The sequence below is a fragment of the Chryseobacterium sp. genome (assembly GCF_045629545.1).
Lineage (GTDB): Bacteria > Bacteroidota > Bacteroidia > Flavobacteriales > Weeksellaceae > Chryseobacterium.
On record NZ_JAZQRK010000026.1, the window covers coordinates 16,469 to 34,308 of the forward strand.

Annotated in this window: 17 protein-coding genes; 6 read left to right on the forward strand and 11 right to left on the reverse strand. The window is 34.2% G+C overall.

Annotated features, from left to right (window positions below):
* Positions 1–47: 47 nt before the first annotated feature.
* On the reverse strand, positions 48–971 hold the full coding sequence (locus tag ACKI42_RS05460) for a M28 family peptidase (RefSeq protein WP_407403255.1): 924 nt from the start codon (positions 969–971) through the stop codon (positions 48–50).
* 105 nt (positions 972–1,076) lie between these two features.
* Complete coding sequence (locus ACKI42_RS05465; protein WP_407403257.1) at positions 1,077–1,466, reverse strand: DUF4293 family protein; 390 nt, start codon at positions 1,464–1,466, stop codon at positions 1,077–1,079.
* Between the two features lie 145 nt (positions 1,467–1,611).
* Here ACKI42_RS05465 and rho point away from each other — a divergent pair, with 145 nt between their 5' ends.
* Complete coding sequence (gene rho / locus ACKI42_RS05470) at positions 1,612–3,510, forward strand: transcription termination factor Rho (protein ID WP_407403259.1); 1,899 nt, start codon at positions 1,612–1,614, stop codon at positions 3,508–3,510.
* 221 nt (positions 3,511–3,731) lie between these two features.
* On the forward strand, positions 3,732–4,328 hold the full coding sequence (locus tag ACKI42_RS05475) for a superoxide dismutase (RefSeq protein WP_407403261.1): 597 nt from the start codon (positions 3,732–3,734) through the stop codon (positions 4,326–4,328).
* Between the two features lie 58 nt (positions 4,329–4,386).
* Here the strand turns inward: ACKI42_RS05475 and ACKI42_RS05480 are convergent, their stop codons facing one another.
* Entirely contained in the window at positions 4,387–5,586 is a 1,200-nt protein-coding gene (locus ACKI42_RS05480) for an endonuclease (protein ID WP_407403263.1), read from the reverse strand.
* A 212-nt stretch (positions 5,587–5,798) separates the two neighbouring features.
* Here ACKI42_RS05480 and ACKI42_RS05485 point away from each other — a divergent pair, with 212 nt between their 5' ends.
* Together ACKI42_RS05485 and ACKI42_RS05490 are read left to right on the forward strand one after the other, a co-directional pair.
* Positions 5,799–8,543 carry a hypothetical protein gene (locus ACKI42_RS05485; RefSeq protein ID WP_407403265.1) on the forward strand — a complete coding sequence of 915 codons (2,745 nt, stop codon included), beginning with the start codon at positions 5,799–5,801 and terminating at the stop codon, positions 8,541–8,543.
* 13 nt (positions 8,544–8,556) lie between these two features.
* Positions 8,557–10,662 (forward strand): DUF5689 domain-containing protein, encoded by a 2,106-nt coding sequence (locus ACKI42_RS05490; RefSeq protein WP_407403267.1) that lies wholly within the window; start codon positions 8,557–8,559, stop codon positions 10,660–10,662.
* 146 nt (positions 10,663–10,808) lie between these two features.
* Here the strand turns inward: ACKI42_RS05490 and ACKI42_RS05495 are convergent, their stop codons facing one another.
* The 5 genes from ACKI42_RS05495 to ACKI42_RS05515 all read right to left on the reverse strand — a co-directional run bounded on the left by ACKI42_RS05495 (position 10,809) and on the right by ACKI42_RS05515 (position 14,322).
* Positions 10,809–11,279: a DUF6702 family protein gene (locus ACKI42_RS05495; RefSeq protein WP_407403269.1), complete on the reverse strand. Its 471-nt coding sequence runs from the start codon at positions 11,277–11,279 to the stop codon at positions 10,809–10,811.
* Between the two features lie 57 nt (positions 11,280–11,336).
* Positions 11,337–12,089, reverse strand: a complete 753-nt coding sequence (locus tag ACKI42_RS05500; protein WP_407403271.1) for a TIGR00730 family Rossman fold protein — start codon at positions 12,087–12,089, stop codon at positions 11,337–11,339.
* Between the two features lie 6 nt (positions 12,090–12,095).
* Positions 12,096–12,809, reverse strand: coding sequence for an NDP-sugar synthase (locus ACKI42_RS05505; protein WP_407403273.1), 714 nt, complete (start codon positions 12,807–12,809; stop codon positions 12,096–12,098).
* 61 nt (positions 12,810–12,870) lie between these two features.
* Positions 12,871–13,278, reverse strand: coding sequence for an ATP-binding protein (locus tag ACKI42_RS05510; RefSeq protein WP_407403275.1), 408 nt, complete (start codon positions 13,276–13,278; stop codon positions 12,871–12,873).
* A gap of 24 nt (positions 13,279–13,302) precedes the next feature.
* Positions 13,303–14,322, reverse strand: coding sequence for a phosphotransferase (locus ACKI42_RS05515; RefSeq protein WP_407403277.1), 1,020 nt, complete (start codon positions 14,320–14,322; stop codon positions 13,303–13,305).
* A gap of 49 nt (positions 14,323–14,371) precedes the next feature.
* Between ACKI42_RS05515 and xrtF the strand changes: the two genes are divergently transcribed.
* Positions 14,372–14,893, forward strand: a complete 522-nt coding sequence (xrtF, locus tag ACKI42_RS05520) for an exosortase family protein XrtF (protein WP_407403279.1) — start codon at positions 14,372–14,374, stop codon at positions 14,891–14,893.
* The gene (locus ACKI42_RS05525; protein ID WP_407403281.1) at positions 14,890–15,318 is read left to right on the forward strand and encodes an exosortase F system-associated membrane protein; all 429 of its coding nucleotides are present in this window, start codon (positions 14,890–14,892) and stop codon (positions 15,316–15,318) included. The genes xrtF and ACKI42_RS05525 overlap by 4 nt, the downstream gene beginning before the upstream one ends.
* A gap of 6 nt (positions 15,319–15,324) precedes the next feature.
* On the opposite strand, the gene ACKI42_RS05530 is transcribed toward ACKI42_RS05525, so the two are convergent.
* From ACKI42_RS05530 to ACKI42_RS05540, 3 genes are read right to left on the reverse strand one after another with little or no spacing between them, the layout of a single operon-like run.
* Complete coding sequence (locus tag ACKI42_RS05530) at positions 15,325–16,317, reverse strand: cation diffusion facilitator family transporter (RefSeq protein ID WP_407403283.1); 993 nt, start codon at positions 16,315–16,317, stop codon at positions 15,325–15,327.
* Between the two features lie 52 nt (positions 16,318–16,369).
* The gene (locus ACKI42_RS05535; RefSeq protein WP_407403285.1) at positions 16,370–17,362 is read right to left on the reverse strand and encodes an aspartate-semialdehyde dehydrogenase; all 993 of its coding nucleotides are present in this window, start codon (positions 17,360–17,362) and stop codon (positions 16,370–16,372) included.
* 43 nt (positions 17,363–17,405) lie between these two features.
* Positions 17,406–17,840 (reverse strand): hypothetical protein, encoded by a 435-nt coding sequence (locus tag ACKI42_RS05540; RefSeq protein WP_407403287.1) that lies wholly within the window; start codon positions 17,838–17,840, stop codon positions 17,406–17,408.

A 17,840-nucleotide genomic window follows, 5' to 3' on the forward strand; every position in this document is an offset into this window, starting at 1 on the left:
AAAATTGGATAGCAAAATTAATTAAAATAATACGGAATCGTACCTTTTTAGTTGAAATTTACTTCCTCAGTATATTTAGGATCGAAATTTTTTGGAGTAAGTTTTTCAATGGTTTTTGCAAAATTGGTCACTATCTCGCTCAGATTAGTAAAATCTACCACATTTACGTCGTCATTCAGTTGGTGATAATGTTGTACAGCGCTCATATCTACAGTAGAAATAGAATGTGCAATAATTTTTTTCTTTACAAAACTTACATTGTCAGATCTATAGAACAATTGTTCTGACGCATAAGGATCTGGATGAATTTTTAGGTCGTTTACAGTTTGTTTATTAAACAAATCTTTCATGTCAGAATATTCGTCACCAGTGATATATACCGCATTTTTGCCAAATTCTGATGGAGTAGCAAGCATTTCAAAATTGAATAATGCCGTAAGATTCCCAAATACGTTATCTAATTTTGGATCATCTGCAATTGCCTGAGAACCCAAAAGTCCTTTTTCTTCACCATTAAATGCCATAAAAACTAAGGAAAACTCAGGATTTTTATTTTTGAAATAATCTGAAATGCCCACTAAAGTAGAGATTCCGCTGGCATTGTCGTCTGCGCCATTAAAAACGGTGTCTTCGCCGCCTGCTTTAGTTCCAATATGATCAAAATGTCCAGAGAATCCCAATGTTTTCTCAGATTTACCTTTTTTTATACCACAAACATTGTATACCGTTTTTCCTTTATAATTAAATGGAACGAGATAAGAATTTCCGGTGCAATAGTCGAGTTTGTTTTCCTCGAAAAGTTTAGCAATATATTTAGCTGCATTATCATTTTCTAGTGTACCAATTTCTCTTCCTTTCATCTCATCAGAAGCTAGGGTAGAAATGATAGAGTACAAACGATCTTTTGTGGTCTCCTGAGCAAAAGCATAAGTAGAGAATAAAGATAATACAAGATAAGTGAGTTTTTTCATGGATATTATTTTTATTAAAGTATAAATGAGTAATAATCCGTAAATATAAATAAAAAAAAACAGCTCCCATAGGAAACTGTTCTTACTCAAAAAATCATTGTGAGGTTATCGAATTCTGTCTACAGATTTTACGAGTCTTTCATCCTTTTTTAGATAGATGTTTGCAATAAGCAAAGTTACTATCGCGATAGCTGGAAAAATTGGCTCAATACCCTTCTCAGGAAAATCTATTCCTCCGGGTAAGATTTGCAACCAGTAAATCAATAATCCTATCAACAAAGCGTTTATAATGATGCTTACTTTATTCAGCAAAATTTGTCTATTTCTGTTTTTATATCCAAATAAACTCAAAGCACCTATCAATACGAGAATGATAGATAAAGCATCAATAATCGGTAAATCTCCGAACATTTTTGCGTCTTGGCCTGTGATAAATAGGAAAACTGCCGATAAAATTGACAGTAAAATCCAGATGGTTTGTATTCTTTGTAACATAGAATTTTAAATTCAAGAGCAAAAATAACATAAATTTTGCACAATTCAAAAATAAGTGTAGATTTGCATTATACAATGTACTTGAAAACTTAAGTCACCGGACTTACTTTTCTTACTCACAACTAATTACATTTTTACTTTATATATGTTTAACATAGAAACGTTAAGGTCAAAATCCGTATCGGAATTGACTAAAATCTTAAAAGATTTGGGCGTTAAGGTTGCAAGAACAAGCACAGAAAATGACAAAATTTTCGCTATTCTTGATTTTCAGGCTTCTAACCCTAAAGTTTCAAAGGATTATTTCAATACTACAGAAACAACTACAGAAACTGAAGAAATACCTGCTGAAAAAGTAGCGAAAACGGCTCCTAAAAAAACAGCTCCCAAAAAAATAACAAAACCAAAAGCAACGGCAGAAGTGCCAACAGAAATCGCACCTGTAGTATCTGAAGAAGTGTCTCCAGAACCAATAGCGGAAGTAAAACCTGCGCCAGAGGAAACTCAAGAAGTAAAATCTACATCAAATCCTGCAAATCCTTCCAAAAATTCTAAGCAAAAAAGAACTAGAGTAGCTCCTAATGCACAGGCACAAGAATCTACTACTGCCACTGAAAAACAGGAAACTTCAGAAACTCCAGAATCTCAGTCTGTACCTGTAAAAGAAGATAGACCCAAGAGACCTCAACAAGGTCAACAAAATCCAAACCCGAATCCTAATCAAAAAGGGCAAAACCAGAATAACCCAAACCAAAATAACGGAAATTCTCAGCCTAGGAATCAGAATAACAATAACAACAATCCGAATCAGAATCCTAACCAGAATTCTAATCCCAACCAAAACCAACACAACAACTCCAATCAGAATCCTAACCAAAACAGGAATAACGATAGGCATGAAGAACAGGATTCTCGTAAAGAATTCAACTTTGATGGATTGGTGAGTATAGAAGGTGTATTAGAGATTTTACCAGATAACTATGGTTTCCTTAGATCATCTGATTTCTCTTATATTTCTTCACCTGATGATGTGTATGTTTCTACTGCACAGATTAGAAATTTTGGATTAAAAACTGGTGATACTGTAAAAGGTATCGTGCGTTTACCAAAGGAAGGTGAAAAATATTTCTCCCTACAGAAACCAACAGAGGTAAATGGTAGAGATTTAGCTTTTATAAAAGATAGAGTTTCTTTCGAGTATCTGACACCATTATTCCCAGAAGAGAAATTCAATCTTTCTGGAAATAATTCTACGATGTCTACTAGAATCGTAGATTTATTTACCCCAATTGGAAAAGGACAGCGTGCTATGATTGTAGCGCAGCCAAAGACGGGTAAAACAATGTTGCTAAAGGATATCGCTAATACCATTGCAGCCAACCATCCAGAAGTATATATGATTGTACTTCTTATCGATGAGCGCCCAGAGGAAGTTACTGATATGGAAAGAAGTGTAAATGCAGAAGTGATTGCATCTACCTTTGATGAGGCTGCAGACAAACATGTGAAAGTGGCCAATCTTGTTCTTGCAAAAGCACAAAGAATGGTAGAGTGTGGGCATGACGTGGTGATTCTTTTAGATTCTATCACTAGATTAGCAAGAGCATATAACACAGTAACGCCCGCGTCAGGAAAAGTTCTTTCTGGAGGTGTAGACGCCAACGCATTACACAAACCAAAGAGATTTTTTGGGGCAGCAAGAAATATAGAAGGAGGAGGATCTCTTACCATTATTGCAACTGCACTTATCGATACCGGTTCTAAAATGGACGAAGTAATTTTTGAGGAATTCAAAGGAACTGGAAATATGGAACTTCAATTGGATAGAAAAATTGCCAACAGAAGAATCTATCCTGCGATTGATCTTGTATCCTCTAGCACGCGTAAAGACGATTTATTATTAGATGAAGTTACTTCTCAAAGAATGTGGATTTTAAGAAAATATCTTTCTGAAATGAATCCTGTAGAAGCAATGGATTTTGTAAGCAAAAATATGAGAGGAACTCTCAATAATGAAGAATTTTTAATGTCTATGAATAGATAAATTAAAGTTTATATTGTTAATTGAAGCGCAGATTTTTATAATTCTGTGCTTTTTTTATATATTAATAAAAATAACCTTGAGCTTGGTATAAGCGAGCTTTTAAAGAGTCTATTGGATAATCAGAAATAATCTGTGTTAAAGATTTATTAAATAAGTAAGTAAATCTTGAATTTAGTTTAAATATTGGTTAAATTTACATATTAACATTAAATATTAAAAGTATGTCATTCGAACTACCAACATTAGGATACGCTTACGAGGCTTTGGAGCCTACAATTGATGCAAAAACAATGGAAATCCATTATACTAAGCACCACCAAGCGTATGTAGATAATTTAAATAAAGCTATTGCAGGAACAGAACTGGAAGGTAAAACTATTGAAGAAGTTTGCCAAACAGGTACTGATAAGCCAGCGGTAAGAAATAACGGAGGTGGACACTTCAATCACTCTTTGTTTTGGAATATCCTTACTCCAGGGGGAAGCAATGAGCCTGTAGGAAACGTAAAAGTGGCTATCGAAGCTTATGGTGGACTAGAAAAATTCAAAAATGATTTCTCTGAAGCAGCTAAAACTAGGTTTGGTTCTGGATGGGCTTGGTTAGTAAAAAATGCTGACGGATCTGTATCTGTTTCTTCTACACCAAATCAAGACAACCCTTTAATGCCTGTTGCAGATGTAAAAGGAACTCCAGTTTTAGGATTAGATGTGTGGGAGCATGCTTATTACCTAAACTATCAAAACAGAAGACCTGACTATGTATCAGCTTTCTTCTCTGTAGTAAACTGGGATAAAGTAGAAGAATTATTTAATAAATAATCTTTTTCTTATCATCATACAAAAGGTTCAGATAATTCTGAACCTTTTTTTTGTGCTTTTATTTCCCCTTAAACTCTCTTTGGTATACGGATACGGCTGGAAAATGGTCACTATATCCACCCGTAAAGCGATTTCCATCCCAAGAACGGAAAGGGTATCCTTTGTATTGGCCTTCTTCGTTGATGAGATATGATGGTGCGTAAATTTCAGCTTTAAATAATGAATAGCTTGAAGTTACCTTTTCCTCATTGTAAAGATTTTTGGAGATAATAATTTGATCAAACAAATTGGGCGCATCTCGATAAGCTAACGATGCAACGCCTGCTTTATAGAGTTTATACATTAAATTATAATAAGGAGAGGATTCTGATAATTCTTTCGGGTCTCCCACAGCGCCCAAATATTTTTTCAAACTTGGGCTTACAGGATCATCATTAAAATCTCCCATGGCAATCATTTTTATATTGGGGTTTTCCTCAGATAATAAATCCATTTCTTTTTTTAAAACATCTGCTGCGGCATTTCTTTTCTGTCTAGATAATGCTTCTCCAGCAGTTCTAGAAGGCCAGTGATTCATGAAAATTGCGATCTTTTCGCCATCCAAATAGCCTAAAGTTACCAATAGATCTCTCGTATGCTGTCTTCTACCTTCTTCATTAAATATTTTGATTTCTTTGGTGTAAAAATCTTCTACCACAAATCTGTTTTTTTGGTATATGAGAGCAATATCAATCCCTCTAGCATCATAAGAATTGGTATGAACAATGCCATAATCACTTTTTGCGAGAGCAGGTTGCCTTATTAGATCCTCTATCACTTGTCTATTTTCTACTTCTATAAGACCACAAACCACAGGATTATCATTGGTATATTGTCTTCCCAATTCCGAAATCACTTTAGCCTCGTTGGCTAATTTTTGATTATAAAATTTCGTTCCCCATAGTTTCGGACTTTTTGGTGTGAAATCATCGGATAATATTTGCCTTTTTATCACCTTTTTACCTACTAATAATTCATCTTTCCATTCGCCTTTGTAATTTTCTGTAGTTTCCAAAAATTTCAAAGAATCCAAGGGGACACTTCTGTGAAATTTGGGATTACTAAAGGGTAAAGTACCATCTATATAGTCTGCCGAGGCTATTGTGTCCCAAAGATTTTCTACGTTCAAGAATGCAATGGTTGCTCTTTTTACTTGTTTTTGTTGTCCAAAAGTGATTGCGAAAAGGAGCATAAAAACTAAAATCGAATATTTTTTCATATAAAAGTGTTTTTAATTATTATTAAAACAAATATGATTTATAAAGTCTATAATTCAATTTTGAATTTTACAGTTAAAAGCCTTATCGATTATAGATATTTTAATTTGTTAAGATATTTTAATATAATTCGTGTTGTTATTTTTCAAAATTAATGAAAATAATATTACATTTGTTTGTGTTGTGTTAAATAATTTTAAACAAACCACTAACGATGATGAAAAAAATTCCCTTAATCGCATTGTTCACTTTGCTACCAGCTTCTTATTACTATGCACAAACTACTGTATATGCCTATGTAAGGGGACAAGATGGTAAACCATTAGAAAAAGCTACCGTAATTCTAGATCAGATAGATGAGGTAGAAACAGACAAAATAGGATATTTTCAGTTTGTAGATCTTAAATCTGGTCATTATAGGATTATTATTTCAAAACCCAATTTAGAATCCAAGATTCTTGAGTTTGATATTTTAAACAAAGAAAAAAGAAAGGATTTAGGAGTTGTTTTACTTCCTTCTGCTTTACAATCTGACGCTGGTGTTGTGGTAGTAGACGATTCGGCTAACGATACAGAAGATGGAGGGTCTTCTATGCAGCCTACAATTGGTTTGCTTAGTTCCGGAAAAGATATTTTTCAAAATGTTTCAGCATTCGATCTTGGTGCTTATTGGTTTCGGGCAAGAGGAGTTGATAATCGGTTTGAAGATGTATCATTCAATGGAGTTTTGATGTCTAAAAATGATGATGGAAAAATAGATTTTAGCAATTGGGGCGGACTGAATGATGTGACGCGTTATCCTTACGAATATGTAGATAATATTACACCTTCAGAATATACATTTGGAAATCTTGGTGGTGTAGCTTACTACAATACCAAAGCTTCTGGCTATAGAAAACAAACTTCTATCGCCTATTCTTTTAGTAATAGAAGTTATTTCCACCGAGTGATGGCTACCTATTCTACTGGATTGTCTAAAAAAGGTTGGGCTTTTACTTTTTCGGCAAATAGAAGATGGGGAGATCGTGCAATAATTGATGGTGTTTACCAAGATTCTTATGGATATTTTGGTTCTATCGAAAAGAAATTTAGTGACAAGCATTCTCTTAATTTTACAGGGTTTGGCTCGCCTACCTACAGAGCCTCTAATTCTCCGAATACCCAAGAGGTGTACGATATCATGGGGAAAAATTACAACTCTTATTGGGGATGGCAAGATGGAGAAAAACGAAATGCGAGAATAAGAAATGTGTTTGAGCCCATGTTTATGCTAACGGATTATTTGAAGCTAGGTAAAAATTCTAATTGGATAAATACGTTATCCTACCAAATAGGAAGTGATGCTAGAAGTAGGCTAGATTGGTTTCATGCGGAAGATCCCAATCCCACTTATTATAGAAAATTGCCAAGTTATGGTTTGGCAACAGAAGACGAATTTCGGGAAAATGCTCAGATAGATTGGCAATCTCTGTATAATGCAAATCGTAATAATCTTATAGATATGTCTGGTAATCCGCGTGGCGCGATATACAGTATTGTAGAAGATGTGAATAAAGATAAAACATTCAATTTTGCTTCGCATTTTGATACTCGTATAGCCGAAAATTGGAAATTGAACATTAATGTGAATTACCAAAATTTCCAATCAGACAATTTTAGAAGAATTAAAGATCTACTGGGAGCCAATTTCGCCTATAATCTCAACGCCTTTAATAATGATGTACGTTACAATGTGGATGATGACAATGTAGAAGCAAGGGTAGGAGATCGAACACAATATTCTTATCAGCTAAACAAATCTTCGTATAGCCTCCATGTTTCTTCTGAAATTGATTTTAAAAGATGGAACATCGTCGCATCCTTATTCAGTTCTTATTCAGAATCTCAAAGAGATGGAGCGTATAGAAGTGGTATCGCTATTTTTAAAGATCATTCCAAAGGCAAAAGTGCCGTATACGATGCCTTGGATGCTGGTATAAAAGGAAAAATTACCTATAAAATAAATGGTAAGAATTTCATAGTTTATAATGGCGCATTTTTTAGTTTGGCGCCTACATTCAACGAAATTTTTATCAATCCAAGGACTGCAGATTTCACCACGCCAGGTGTTAAAAATCAAATAATTAATTCTAACGATATTAGTTATATATTGAGAGGTCAGATTCTTAAACTAAGACTTTCGGGATATTACACAACGATACAAAATGCTACAGAAATATCTAGATACTACGCGGATGTAGATAGCCCTGGCTCTACAAGTTCACTCAGTACATTAGTAAATGAAGCCATGAGTGGCGTTAATAAATCTTACCTAGGAATAGAACTAGGAATTGATGTAAAAATATTGCCAACGCTGAATGCCCTTGGTGTAGTAAGTGTAGGAGAATATAAGTATACCCATAATCCTGAAGTATCTACGTTTGATGACATTAATGGATTTCGATCTTCCAATGATACTTGGGGAAAAGCCAACATCAAAGATTATAAAGTAGCAGGCACGCCGCAAAAAGCATTTTCTTTTGGTTTAAAATACAATTCGCCTAAATATTGGTGGATAGGAGCTTCTGCCAATTATCTGATGGATCAGTATTTGGATTTTTCGGCACTCAATAAGACTCCTTATATGTATACTAATCCCTCTACCAACGATCCCTATCCCAATGTAACACCCGAATTAATACAACAAATTACGGCTCAAAAGAAGTTTGATAATCAGTTTATGCTTAATGCCAATGCGGGAAAATCTTTTCTATTGGGCAAGTATCGCATGGGGCTAAGCATATCTGTAAATAATATTTTGAACAATAGAAACTATGTTACAGGTGGTTTCGAGCAAGGTAGAAACGTAAATTTTGCTGATGCTTTGGCAGATTCTCAGCGTGCCAACCCCTATTTTGCTCCCAAACTTTGGTATGATCGCGGAACTACTTTCTTCACCAATCTTTATTTAAGATTCTAAAAACAAAATTCAGATGAAAAATAATAACCTTTTCCTACGATATATTTTTCTTTCGGTAATTCTACTGATCTTGGCAGGGTGTGTACATGATGATACCTATAACGAACCCGATTTGGGATCTTATAATTGTGTTTCAGATTTTAAAACTACGGTCACTTTAAAACAGCTTAAAGAAAAATACACGCTCAATAATCCTACGCATGCTCCTTTTGTATTTCCTTTGGATGCTACACCTAATGATGGGAGTGACGATCTTTATACAGAAGGGTATGTTACTTCCACAGATGAATCTGGCAATATTTATAAAACAATTTACATACAAGATGCTTTAGAAAATCCTACTCATGGGTTTACCATTAGCGTAGATGCGGTGAGTACTTATACTCAATTTCCTCAAGGATCTAAAATTTATATTAAGCTAAATGGGCTTGCTGTGGGAGCATATGGGGGCGTTGTACAATTGGGAGAAAAAACAGGTACAGAATCTTCAGCCACATCAGTTTCTAGAATTAAAGAGAAAAATATTTCTAACCACTTATTCAGATCTTGCACCATAAAGGGTATAATAGTCCCTAAAATAATGACAGCAGCACAAATGGTGTCAGCTAATGACCAATATATTGGTTGTCTTATTCAGATTAATAATGCGGAGTTTGACCGCAAAGTTCTGTGTACCCAATTTGCTCCTAGTGGCACCAGTGTAGACAAGCAAATAAGAGATGCAAGTACCACAACGGCTAGAGTGGTAAGGAATAGTGGATATGCTGCATTTGCCAAAGAAAAATTACCTTCGGGTAATGGTAAATTTGTAGGAATCTATAGTAAGTATAATTCTACTTACCAAATGTTCATTAATAAACTAACCGATCTAGAGATGATTAAATTTCCACGTTTGGATGGTCTTACGAGTGATCCTTGTAAGTTTAGTAATGTGGACTTAACTCAAAAGACAATTGCTGAGGTAAAACAATTGACTACTGGTACGCTAGTACCTATTACTGGAGATTTCTATATAAAAGGTAAAGTAACCGCAAATGATAAATCTGGGAATTTTTACAAATATCTATATGTGGAAGATGCAAGTGGAGGAATTAGAATAAATATTGATAAATTAGATCTTTATAGTGATGCTCGTTTTGTTGTAGGAAAAGATATTTATATCAAATTAAAGAATTTATATGTGGGTTCTATTTCGGGCGAAGTACAATTGGGTATGCCTTTCAATGGAGAAGTGGGAAGAATACCCGAAGTTGATATTTACCAATATTTCTTTGATGCCAATACTCTTATTTCTTCACCGATCCCAACGGAGAAAACCATCAAACAACTTGGTATGGCGGATGTAGGTAAGTTTGTAAAAATTAAAGATTTACAGTTTATCAATTCAGATTTAGAAAAAGTATACTCTGCATCTAATGTTTCCAATAGAACCTTGGAAGATTGTGTAGGAAATACTCTTACACTTCGTACAAGTAGTTTTGCGGATTTTGCAAGTACTACAATTGAGACTGGAAAGGGTGATATCTATGGGATACTTACATTATATAATGGTAATTATCAAATTTGGATAAGAGACCTTTTGGGTGCTGATCTAGATGCTACAAGATGTGATGGCTCTACTTATATATCGTTACCAACCTTGTATGAAGATGGTTTTGGTGCTACTGGTTTTAGTTCAGATTGGACTACTTATAATGTTGTTGGAGCTCCAATTTGGCAAACTTCTAATGTTGGAAATGGAACAAATTATTACGCAACCATGAATGGTTTTGCCACTGGAAATAGCACCAATGAAGATTGGCTGATTTCAAAATCTGTGAGTTTGGTAGGGAAAACGCAAGCAGCGGTGAGTTTTACATCAGATGTAAGATATGCAGGAAATTCTTTGCAGGTTTACGCTACAGAGCAATATACAGGAGATCCTTCTACTACTGTTTGGGTTATCTTACCAGCCACACTAGATAGCAATAATTTGGCTTTTGGAGACTGGGTAGGATCTGGTAATGTGAGTTTGAATTCTTTCTTAGGTAAAAATGTAAGAATAGGATTTAGATATACCTCAACTTCATTTTCGGCAGCGACTTGGGAAGTTGACGATTTCAAAATAAAAGGACAATAACAATTGATAAAACACAGGTGATTATTGGGTGAAGCGAGCATTATTGTTCGCTTTGCTTTTTGTTTTTAAACGAATTTAAATGATGTTTTTTAAGCAAAAAAAATCCGTAGACAACGCAACGGATTTTCTATTTTATTTATTTTAACTTAAAAAGAAACTTCATTTACCTCTTTTCCTCTTTGGAAGTTCATGGTCTTTTGTTTGCCTTTATAGGCAATATTCACTAGGTTGATCTGTTTAGGAAATGCGCCCAGTAAAATAGTATTCTTTATCTTTAAGCTACTTATGTCTGCTACGCCACCAGCTTCAAAGTATACCCAAACAGTTTCTCCACTTACTTGGCTTCCTGTAAAAGTGAGTGTTTTGGGAGAATTATTTACATATACATCAAAATTATTATTCACGTATTTTTTTACTTCTGCTTCAAAGCCAGCAGTACTTTTATTAATCTTTATAGCATCCGCAATATGATCTGTATTTATCTTAGTAGTAAATTTCAAAGTCTTGCTACCATCAATATAATCTACTTTCGTCATAGAGGAGTAAAAATCGGCACTTATGAAACTCATGAGAACTAATAGGGTAAAGATGCCCGATATGTATAATTTTATTTTCATTTTATTAAATAAATTTGCAATCATTCTGTTATATGTAAGTCTCAAATATAATGCCAATTAAAAATTAACGTTCACTGCGTATTTTTTGTAAAATGCATTAATGTGTTCCACTGCTTCGTCTGCGGAATCTACCACTCTGTAAAGGTCTAGATCCTCTTTGGCAATCATCCCTTCTTTGAGTAAAGTATCTTTGAACCAACCCAAAAGTCCGCTCCAAAATTCGGTACCAACAAGAACAATTGGGAACTTCCCAATTTTATTAGTTTGTATTAAGGTAAGTGCCTCTGTAAGCTCATCTAATGTTCCAAAACCGCCAGGCATCACCACAAAACCTTGAGAATACTTCACAAACATCACTTTTCTTACGAAGAAATAATCATAGTTCATCGAAAGCATTTTGCTGATATAAGGGTTGAAATGCTGCTCAAAGGGCAATTCAATATTCAATCCAATAGAAGTTCCGTTGGCATTATGTGCCCCTTTATTACCTGCCTCCATAATACCAGGGCCGCCTCCAGTGATAATGCCGAAACCAATTTTTGTAATTTTTTCGGCAATCTCTACTGCCATATCATAGTACTTGGTATCCGGTTTTAGTCTTGCAGATCCAAAAATGGTAACACAAGGGCCAATTTTAGACATTCTTTCGTAGCCATCGACAAATTCTGCCATGATCTTGAAAACCATCCAGCTGTCCTTTGTTACAATTTGGTCCCATGTTTTTTGCTTGAAACTATTGTGTAATTTTCTTTCTTCTAAACTGTATTCAGGATTTACGTTCCCTTCATGAGATCTTTCTTCAATTTTCATTGTATTTTATTTAAAGTGTTTTTCTGCTTCTATTACAGATTCGGGTCTTCCTACATCTACCAAAATACTTTCGTGCAAGAACCCATGAATTTTTTCTGTGTTCATTAGATCCAAATATTCTTCCATAATAGAAAATTTTCCTGTTCTTTTTATTTTATTAAAAATTTCAGGGTTGATGCAATGCACTCCACTAAATGCGTAGGGTTTAAAGGCTTTATTAAACTTTGCTAATCTTTGTTCACCTGTTTGCACATTCATCCAACCGCGCAAAACCATATCATCATTAAAAAGCAATTTTCTAGAGCTGTCTCTATCCGAAACTGCTAAAGTAGCAAAGTCATTGATGTTTTTGTGATACGCTACAAAATCTGTGATATTGATTTTAGTAAGTATGTCGGCATTCATAATAAGGAAGTCCTCACCATGATCTAAGAATCTTTTAGCAAAAATCAAACCACCACCAGTTTCTAAGAGTTCAGAAGCTTCATCAGAAAACTCTATATTACAATTGAAATTATTGTTCGTTTTCAAAAAATCCGAAATTTGACTACCAAAATGGTGAATATTAATCACAAAGTCGGTAATCCCAAATCCCTTCAAATATTTGATATTTCTTTCTAATAGTGGAACTCCGTTTACTTTTGCCAAAGCTTTTGGATGATGATCTGTAAAAGGTTTTAGGCGAGTGCCTTTTCCCGCTGCAAAGAGTAATGCTTTCATTATGTAATAAGAATGAATTATTTTAAAATAAACCTAAATTCCAAAATGTGGAAAGAGCTGATTATTTGTTGAGTTGAGGTTGCTCATCGTGATGAATGCTTACTTCTGTTCCTTCTGGAAATTTTTCTTTGATAAATTCTGCAATTTTTATTGCACAATATACCGATCTGTGTTGTCCGCCAGTACATCCAAAGTTGATTTGTAGATTGTCAAATCCTCTGTTTAAATAATCGTTGATATTAATGGACACCAAATCTTTCACCAAGTTCAAAAATTTTGGCATTTCGGTTTTAGTCTCCAAATAATCTTGCACGCCAACATCATTACCTGTCTGTATTTTGTATTCTTCAATCCTCCCAGGGTTCAAAATTCCTCTACAATCGAATGCGAAGCCTCCGCCATTACCAGAATGATCTTTTGGGATGCCTCCTTTTTTGTAAGAAAAACTGTGGATGTCTATATGTAACATGATTAGTTATTTAAAATTAAATTATTATTGAGAAACTAAAGCAGAAATTTTCTCCTTAGTTTTTGTAGTATTCAGTTGCGAAATTACCTTATTCAGCTCTGGATATTGGTTCATAGACCCCCAAGATGTAGAAAACTGTATGATGTTTTCTATGCCTTTGCCTATACTTGCGATGAAATGTTGTTTTTTCTGGATCAATCCACGGAAACCGTAAGCACCCAAAACTTGTAAAAATCTCATTAATTGTATAGGTTGTATAGAATTTCTAAGATCTGTTTTGGTTTTTTCATCATCAAATTGCTGAATATAAAAATCTAGCATTTCAGCTCTGAAATTTGTGCTAAAATTGGCTTTGGCTTGATATAAAAACGAAATCACATCATACATCAAAGGTCCTTGCATCGAAGATTGATAATCTATAAAGGAAACTTCGTCATGATTATTCACCATGATATTTCTTGCTTGGAAATCGCGAATCATCAATCCTTGTGGTGCAGTATTTTCTACTAATGCCACTATTTTTTTAAATTCTTTGAGTAGAGTAGACTTGTGATATTCTAGTTCTAAAACGTCTACCACAAAATTTTTGAAATAATACAAATCGTGCATTACAGGTAGTTCATCATATTTTTCGTACTCGAAAGTTTGGGTGAAATCTATTTTATCTTTTGTAGCAGTTTGTAGGATAAAAAGTTTTTGCAAAGCTTGTTTCGCAAGCAATTTTACTCGATTAGATGCGCCTTCTTCGCTTATTATTTCAGAAAAAGTAGCATTTCCTACGTTTTCTTGGATATACGTTTTTCTATCATTAGAAATCTGAAATAGAGTAGGCGTATTTAGATGTAAACTAGAAAAAACGTTAGAAAAATAAAAAAAACACTCGTTTTCCGAAACATTTTCATTGTAGGTAACGATGAAATCTCCTTTTTTGTTTTGAGCCAAAAAATTCACTCTTGCAGATCCGCTCTGAGCCAAGGTGGTAAATTGGGTTGATTTTTCACCAAAATAGGATTCGAAAAATATTTTTGCGTTTTCGGATATCATAATAGTCGACAAATATACTAAATTACACCCTAATTTTTATCTTTGTAGAATGCTAAAGGATTTTAAACCTATTTTAATCATTTTATTACGATTTATCATCATCTATTTGGTGTTGCTGCTTGGTTATCAGTTTTATCTGAATAGCTTTAGAGCGCAAGGTTTGGACCCTTTTTCTAGACTTGTTGCCGACCAAGTTATGTTCATTCAGAATCATTTGGGATTTTCTACTTCATTGTTTGACGATGTGAATAATGAGCAGGTTTATTTTATTGTAAAGAATGAGTATGTGACAAGAATGGTGGAAGGTTGCAATGCAATCTCTGTGATTATCTTGTTTTTTGCTTTTATTTTTGCTTTTTATAAAGGAGCAAAAACTTTCCTATTCGGAATTATTGGATTTATAATTCTTTATATTATTAATGTGATTAGAATTGCTGGCCTTAATTTAGTGACAAGAGATTATCCTAAATATAGTAAGATGTCCCACGACTATTTTTTTCCTGCAATTATCTACGGTACTGTGGTGATATTATGGTTGGTTTGGATTAAATTTTTTGCCCTGAAAAAATGAAAATAATTTCTTGGATAATGGTGATTCTGGGAATCGCAGGGCTGATGAGTGTAAGAATACTAGAAGATAAGCTATTCTATGATCCTCTACTAGCCTATTTTCATGATTCAAACGAAAATATGAAGCTACCACAAGTAGAATGGACAAAACTCATATTTGGGCATCTATCTAGGTTTGTTTTGAATCTCATATTCTCTTGTGTTATCATTCATTTTATCTTTAAAAATAAACAATGGACACAACAAGGAGCGTTATTGATTTTTATTGTATTCGCAATTACATTTCCTATCTATCTATTTTGCATCGATAATAATTTTGAAATTGGCTACCTTTTTTCTTTTTATATGAGAAGATTTGTAATACAACCTTTGATATTGCTACTTATTGTTCCGATTTTCTACTACCGAAAGAAAATGATAGAGTAGGTAGTTTTATAAACTGTGTTTTTTGATATGTGTCACGTTTTCGGCCGTCCATACAACCCTTTTTACAAAGGTTCTTTCTCTTACTTTACAATCTGATATTTGGCAAACTTCGCAGGATATTGGTTTGCAATCGTCCATATGAAAATTGAATTCGATCGTTCTTTTTGTGTTTTTTGCTAGTAATAGAATCATATTTTCCATTTCGTTGTGGGCATCTCTTAGGCTGTAATACCATGGCAGAGTGATATGGGCATCAATGTGCAGCGACGCTCCAAACTGTTGTACTTTCATATTATGCACATCTATCCACTCTATTTTTCTATTATTTTCTAATACGCGTATAATATTGTCTAGAATTTGAGGATCTTGTTCATCCATTATTCCGCTAAGTGCTTTTCTGATAATTTTGTATCCAACAAATATAATGTATAGCCCAAATAGGAGCGCTATGACCGAATCTAGCCAGAATATGTGGGTTAAATATACAATTACTAAACTGATCACTACGCCTAACGTAGTAATAGTATCAGATTGAAGATGTTTCCCCGAGGATATAAGGACTACTGAGTTTACTTTTTTACCTTTTTTTATTGAAATATATCCTAAAATATAGTTGATGATAGCCGTTGCTGCAATGATGGCAATCCCCCAATCTAAAGATTTCAATATTTTTCCTATAATCAAACTATTAATTCCCTCATAGATAATCATAATCCCCGCAATTGCGATAAGCGCTCCTTCTATGCCCGATGTTACGAATTCTACTTTGCCATGCCCGTAAGGATGGTCTTCGTCTTTAGGTTTGGAAGCTAAATACAATGAATATAATCCCATAAATGCACTAATAACATTCACAATACTTTCCATCGCATCAGAAAATACAGCATCTGAATCTGTAAGTTTCCAAGCGACAATTTTAGCCATAAAGAGCAACATTCCAAAAATAGCAATCCATTTTTGAAACGAGATATTCTCTTTTACGATGTTTTTTGTATCCATACTTTGATAAAAAAAAGAATCTCTTTTGGAGACTCTTTTCTTTTTTGTTAGTTTATACTAATTTATTTTCTACTAAGTATTCTGCGATCTGTACTGCGTTTGTAGCAGCGCCCTTTCGGAGATTGTCTGCTACTATCCAAAGATTCAGCGTATTGGGTTGAGATCGGTCTCGGCGGATACGTCCTACAAAAACCTCATCTTTACCTTCAGAGTAGAATGGCATTGGATATTCGTTATTAGCAACATTATCCATCACCACAACGCCAGGAGTTTCAGAGAGTATTTTTCTTACTTCATCCAAATCAAATTCATTTTCAAATTCGATATTTACGCTTTCAGAGTGTCCTCCTTGTACAGGAACTCTTACCGCAGTTGCCGTTAAACTAAATGTATCATCACCCAAAATCTTTTTTGGTTCTTTCATTAGTTTAATTTCTTCTTTGGTATAATCGTCATCAGAAAATACATCACAATGAGGAAGCGCATTCTTGAAAATTTGGTAAGGATATACCTTTGCCACATCATCATTACCTACTACCTCACCGTTTAGCTGATCTACTGCTGCTTTACCAGTACCTGTAACAGATTGATAAGTAGAGATGACAACTCTTTTTAGATCGTATTTCTGATTAAGTGGACCTAATACCATTACCAATTGAATTGTAGAACAATTTGGGTTAGCAATAATTTTATCTTCTTTAGTCAATACTTGCGCATTGATTTCTGGTACCACCAATTTTTTGTCTGGATGCATTCTCCAAGCTGAAGAATTATCAATAACTGTAGTTCCTACTTCTGCAAATTTGGGTGCATATTCTAAAGAAATACTTCCTCCAGCAGAGAAAATAGCGATTTCGGGTTTGGCTGCAATGGCGTCTTCCATACTTACAATAGTATAGTCTACCTGTTTATACTTTATCTTTTTCCCGATAGACTTCTCAGAAGCTACCAAAATTAATTCTGTTATTGGGAAATTTCTTTCATCCAAAACTTTCAGCATCACTTGCCCCACCATTCCGGTGGATCCTACCACAGCTACTTTCATTGTATTAAAAAAGGGTTTATTTGTATATATATTCGTTATTCATTTAAGCAAAAAGCCTATGCCATTGGAAAGCCCAAAGTACTAATGCTAAAGCTACTACAGCCATAATTACCCAGCTCATTTGTAACTTGTCGTTTGTTTTAAATTTTTTATTTAAAATAGTTAACAATACAGCCGCCACAATCATTGCAAAAGGATGTTCTACATAAGCATTACGAGAAACAGAATCTTTCATTAATGTTCCTGCTGCCGTAGCTGCTTTGAATCCTGGTGAGAAGAAAAATAACATTACCAAACCAATAACAGCTTGGGTATGAAAGAAAATCATGGTGAAAAGAGTAGATTTTCGCAATAATTTTGAAATTTTTCCTGAATATCCAAACATGGTTACTACTAATGCAACTACGAAAATTGCAATTGCAAGCAATATTAAATAAGCGAAACCACGGTGTGCTTGAAGCATAAAATTGAAATCCAT

Bases quoted from the DNA above. Each gene is read 5' to 3' on its own strand.
- ACKI42_RS05465 (WP_407403257.1), bottom strand. From the start codon at position 1,466: ATGTTACAAAGAATACAAACCATCTGGATTTTACTGTCAATTTTATCG.
- ACKI42_RS05460 (WP_407403255.1), bottom strand. From the start codon at position 971: ATGAAAAAACTCACTTATCTTGTATTATCTTTATTCTCTACTTATGCT.
- ACKI42_RS05515 (WP_407403277.1), bottom strand. From the start codon at position 14,322: ATGATATCCGAAAACGCAAAAATATTTTTCGAATCCTATTTTGGTGAA.
- ACKI42_RS05535 (WP_407403285.1), bottom strand. From the start codon at position 17,362: ATGAAAGTAGCTGTGGTAGGATCCACCGGAATGGTGGGGCAAGTGATG.
- xrtF (WP_407403279.1), top strand. From the start codon at position 14,372: ATGCTAAAGGATTTTAAACCTATTTTAATCATTTTATTACGATTTATC.
- ACKI42_RS05530 (WP_407403283.1), bottom strand. From the start codon at position 16,317: ATGGATACAAAAAACATCGTAAAAGAGAATATCTCGTTTCAAAAATGG.
- ACKI42_RS05510 (WP_407403275.1), bottom strand. From the start codon at position 13,278: ATGTTACATATAGACATCCACAGTTTTTCTTACAAAAAAGGAGGCATC.
- rho (WP_407403259.1), top strand. From the start codon at position 1,612: ATGTTTAACATAGAAACGTTAAGGTCAAAATCCGTATCGGAATTGACT.
- ACKI42_RS05505 (WP_407403273.1), bottom strand. From the start codon at position 12,809: ATGAAAGCATTACTCTTTGCAGCGGGAAAAGGCACTCGCCTAAAACCT.
- ACKI42_RS05540 (WP_407403287.1), bottom strand. From the start codon at position 17,840: ATGGATTTCAATTTTATGCTTCAAGCACACCGTGGTTTCGCTTATTTA.
- ACKI42_RS05475 (WP_407403261.1), top strand. From the start codon at position 3,732: ATGTCATTCGAACTACCAACATTAGGATACGCTTACGAGGCTTTGGAG.
- ACKI42_RS05525 (WP_407403281.1), top strand. From the start codon at position 14,890: ATGAAAATAATTTCTTGGATAATGGTGATTCTGGGAATCGCAGGGCTG.
- ACKI42_RS05495 (WP_407403269.1), bottom strand. From the start codon at position 11,279: ATGAAAATAAAATTATACATATCGGGCATCTTTACCCTATTAGTTCTC.
- ACKI42_RS05480 (WP_407403263.1), bottom strand. From the start codon at position 5,586: ATGAAAAAATATTCGATTTTAGTTTTTATGCTCCTTTTCGCAATCACT.
- ACKI42_RS05490 (WP_407403267.1), top strand. From the start codon at position 8,557: ATGAAAAATAATAACCTTTTCCTACGATATATTTTTCTTTCGGTAATT.
- ACKI42_RS05485 (WP_407403265.1), top strand. From the start codon at position 5,799: ATGATGAAAAAAATTCCCTTAATCGCATTGTTCACTTTGCTACCAGCT.
- ACKI42_RS05500 (WP_407403271.1), bottom strand. From the start codon at position 12,089: ATGAAAATTGAAGAAAGATCTCATGAAGGGAACGTAAATCCTGAATAC.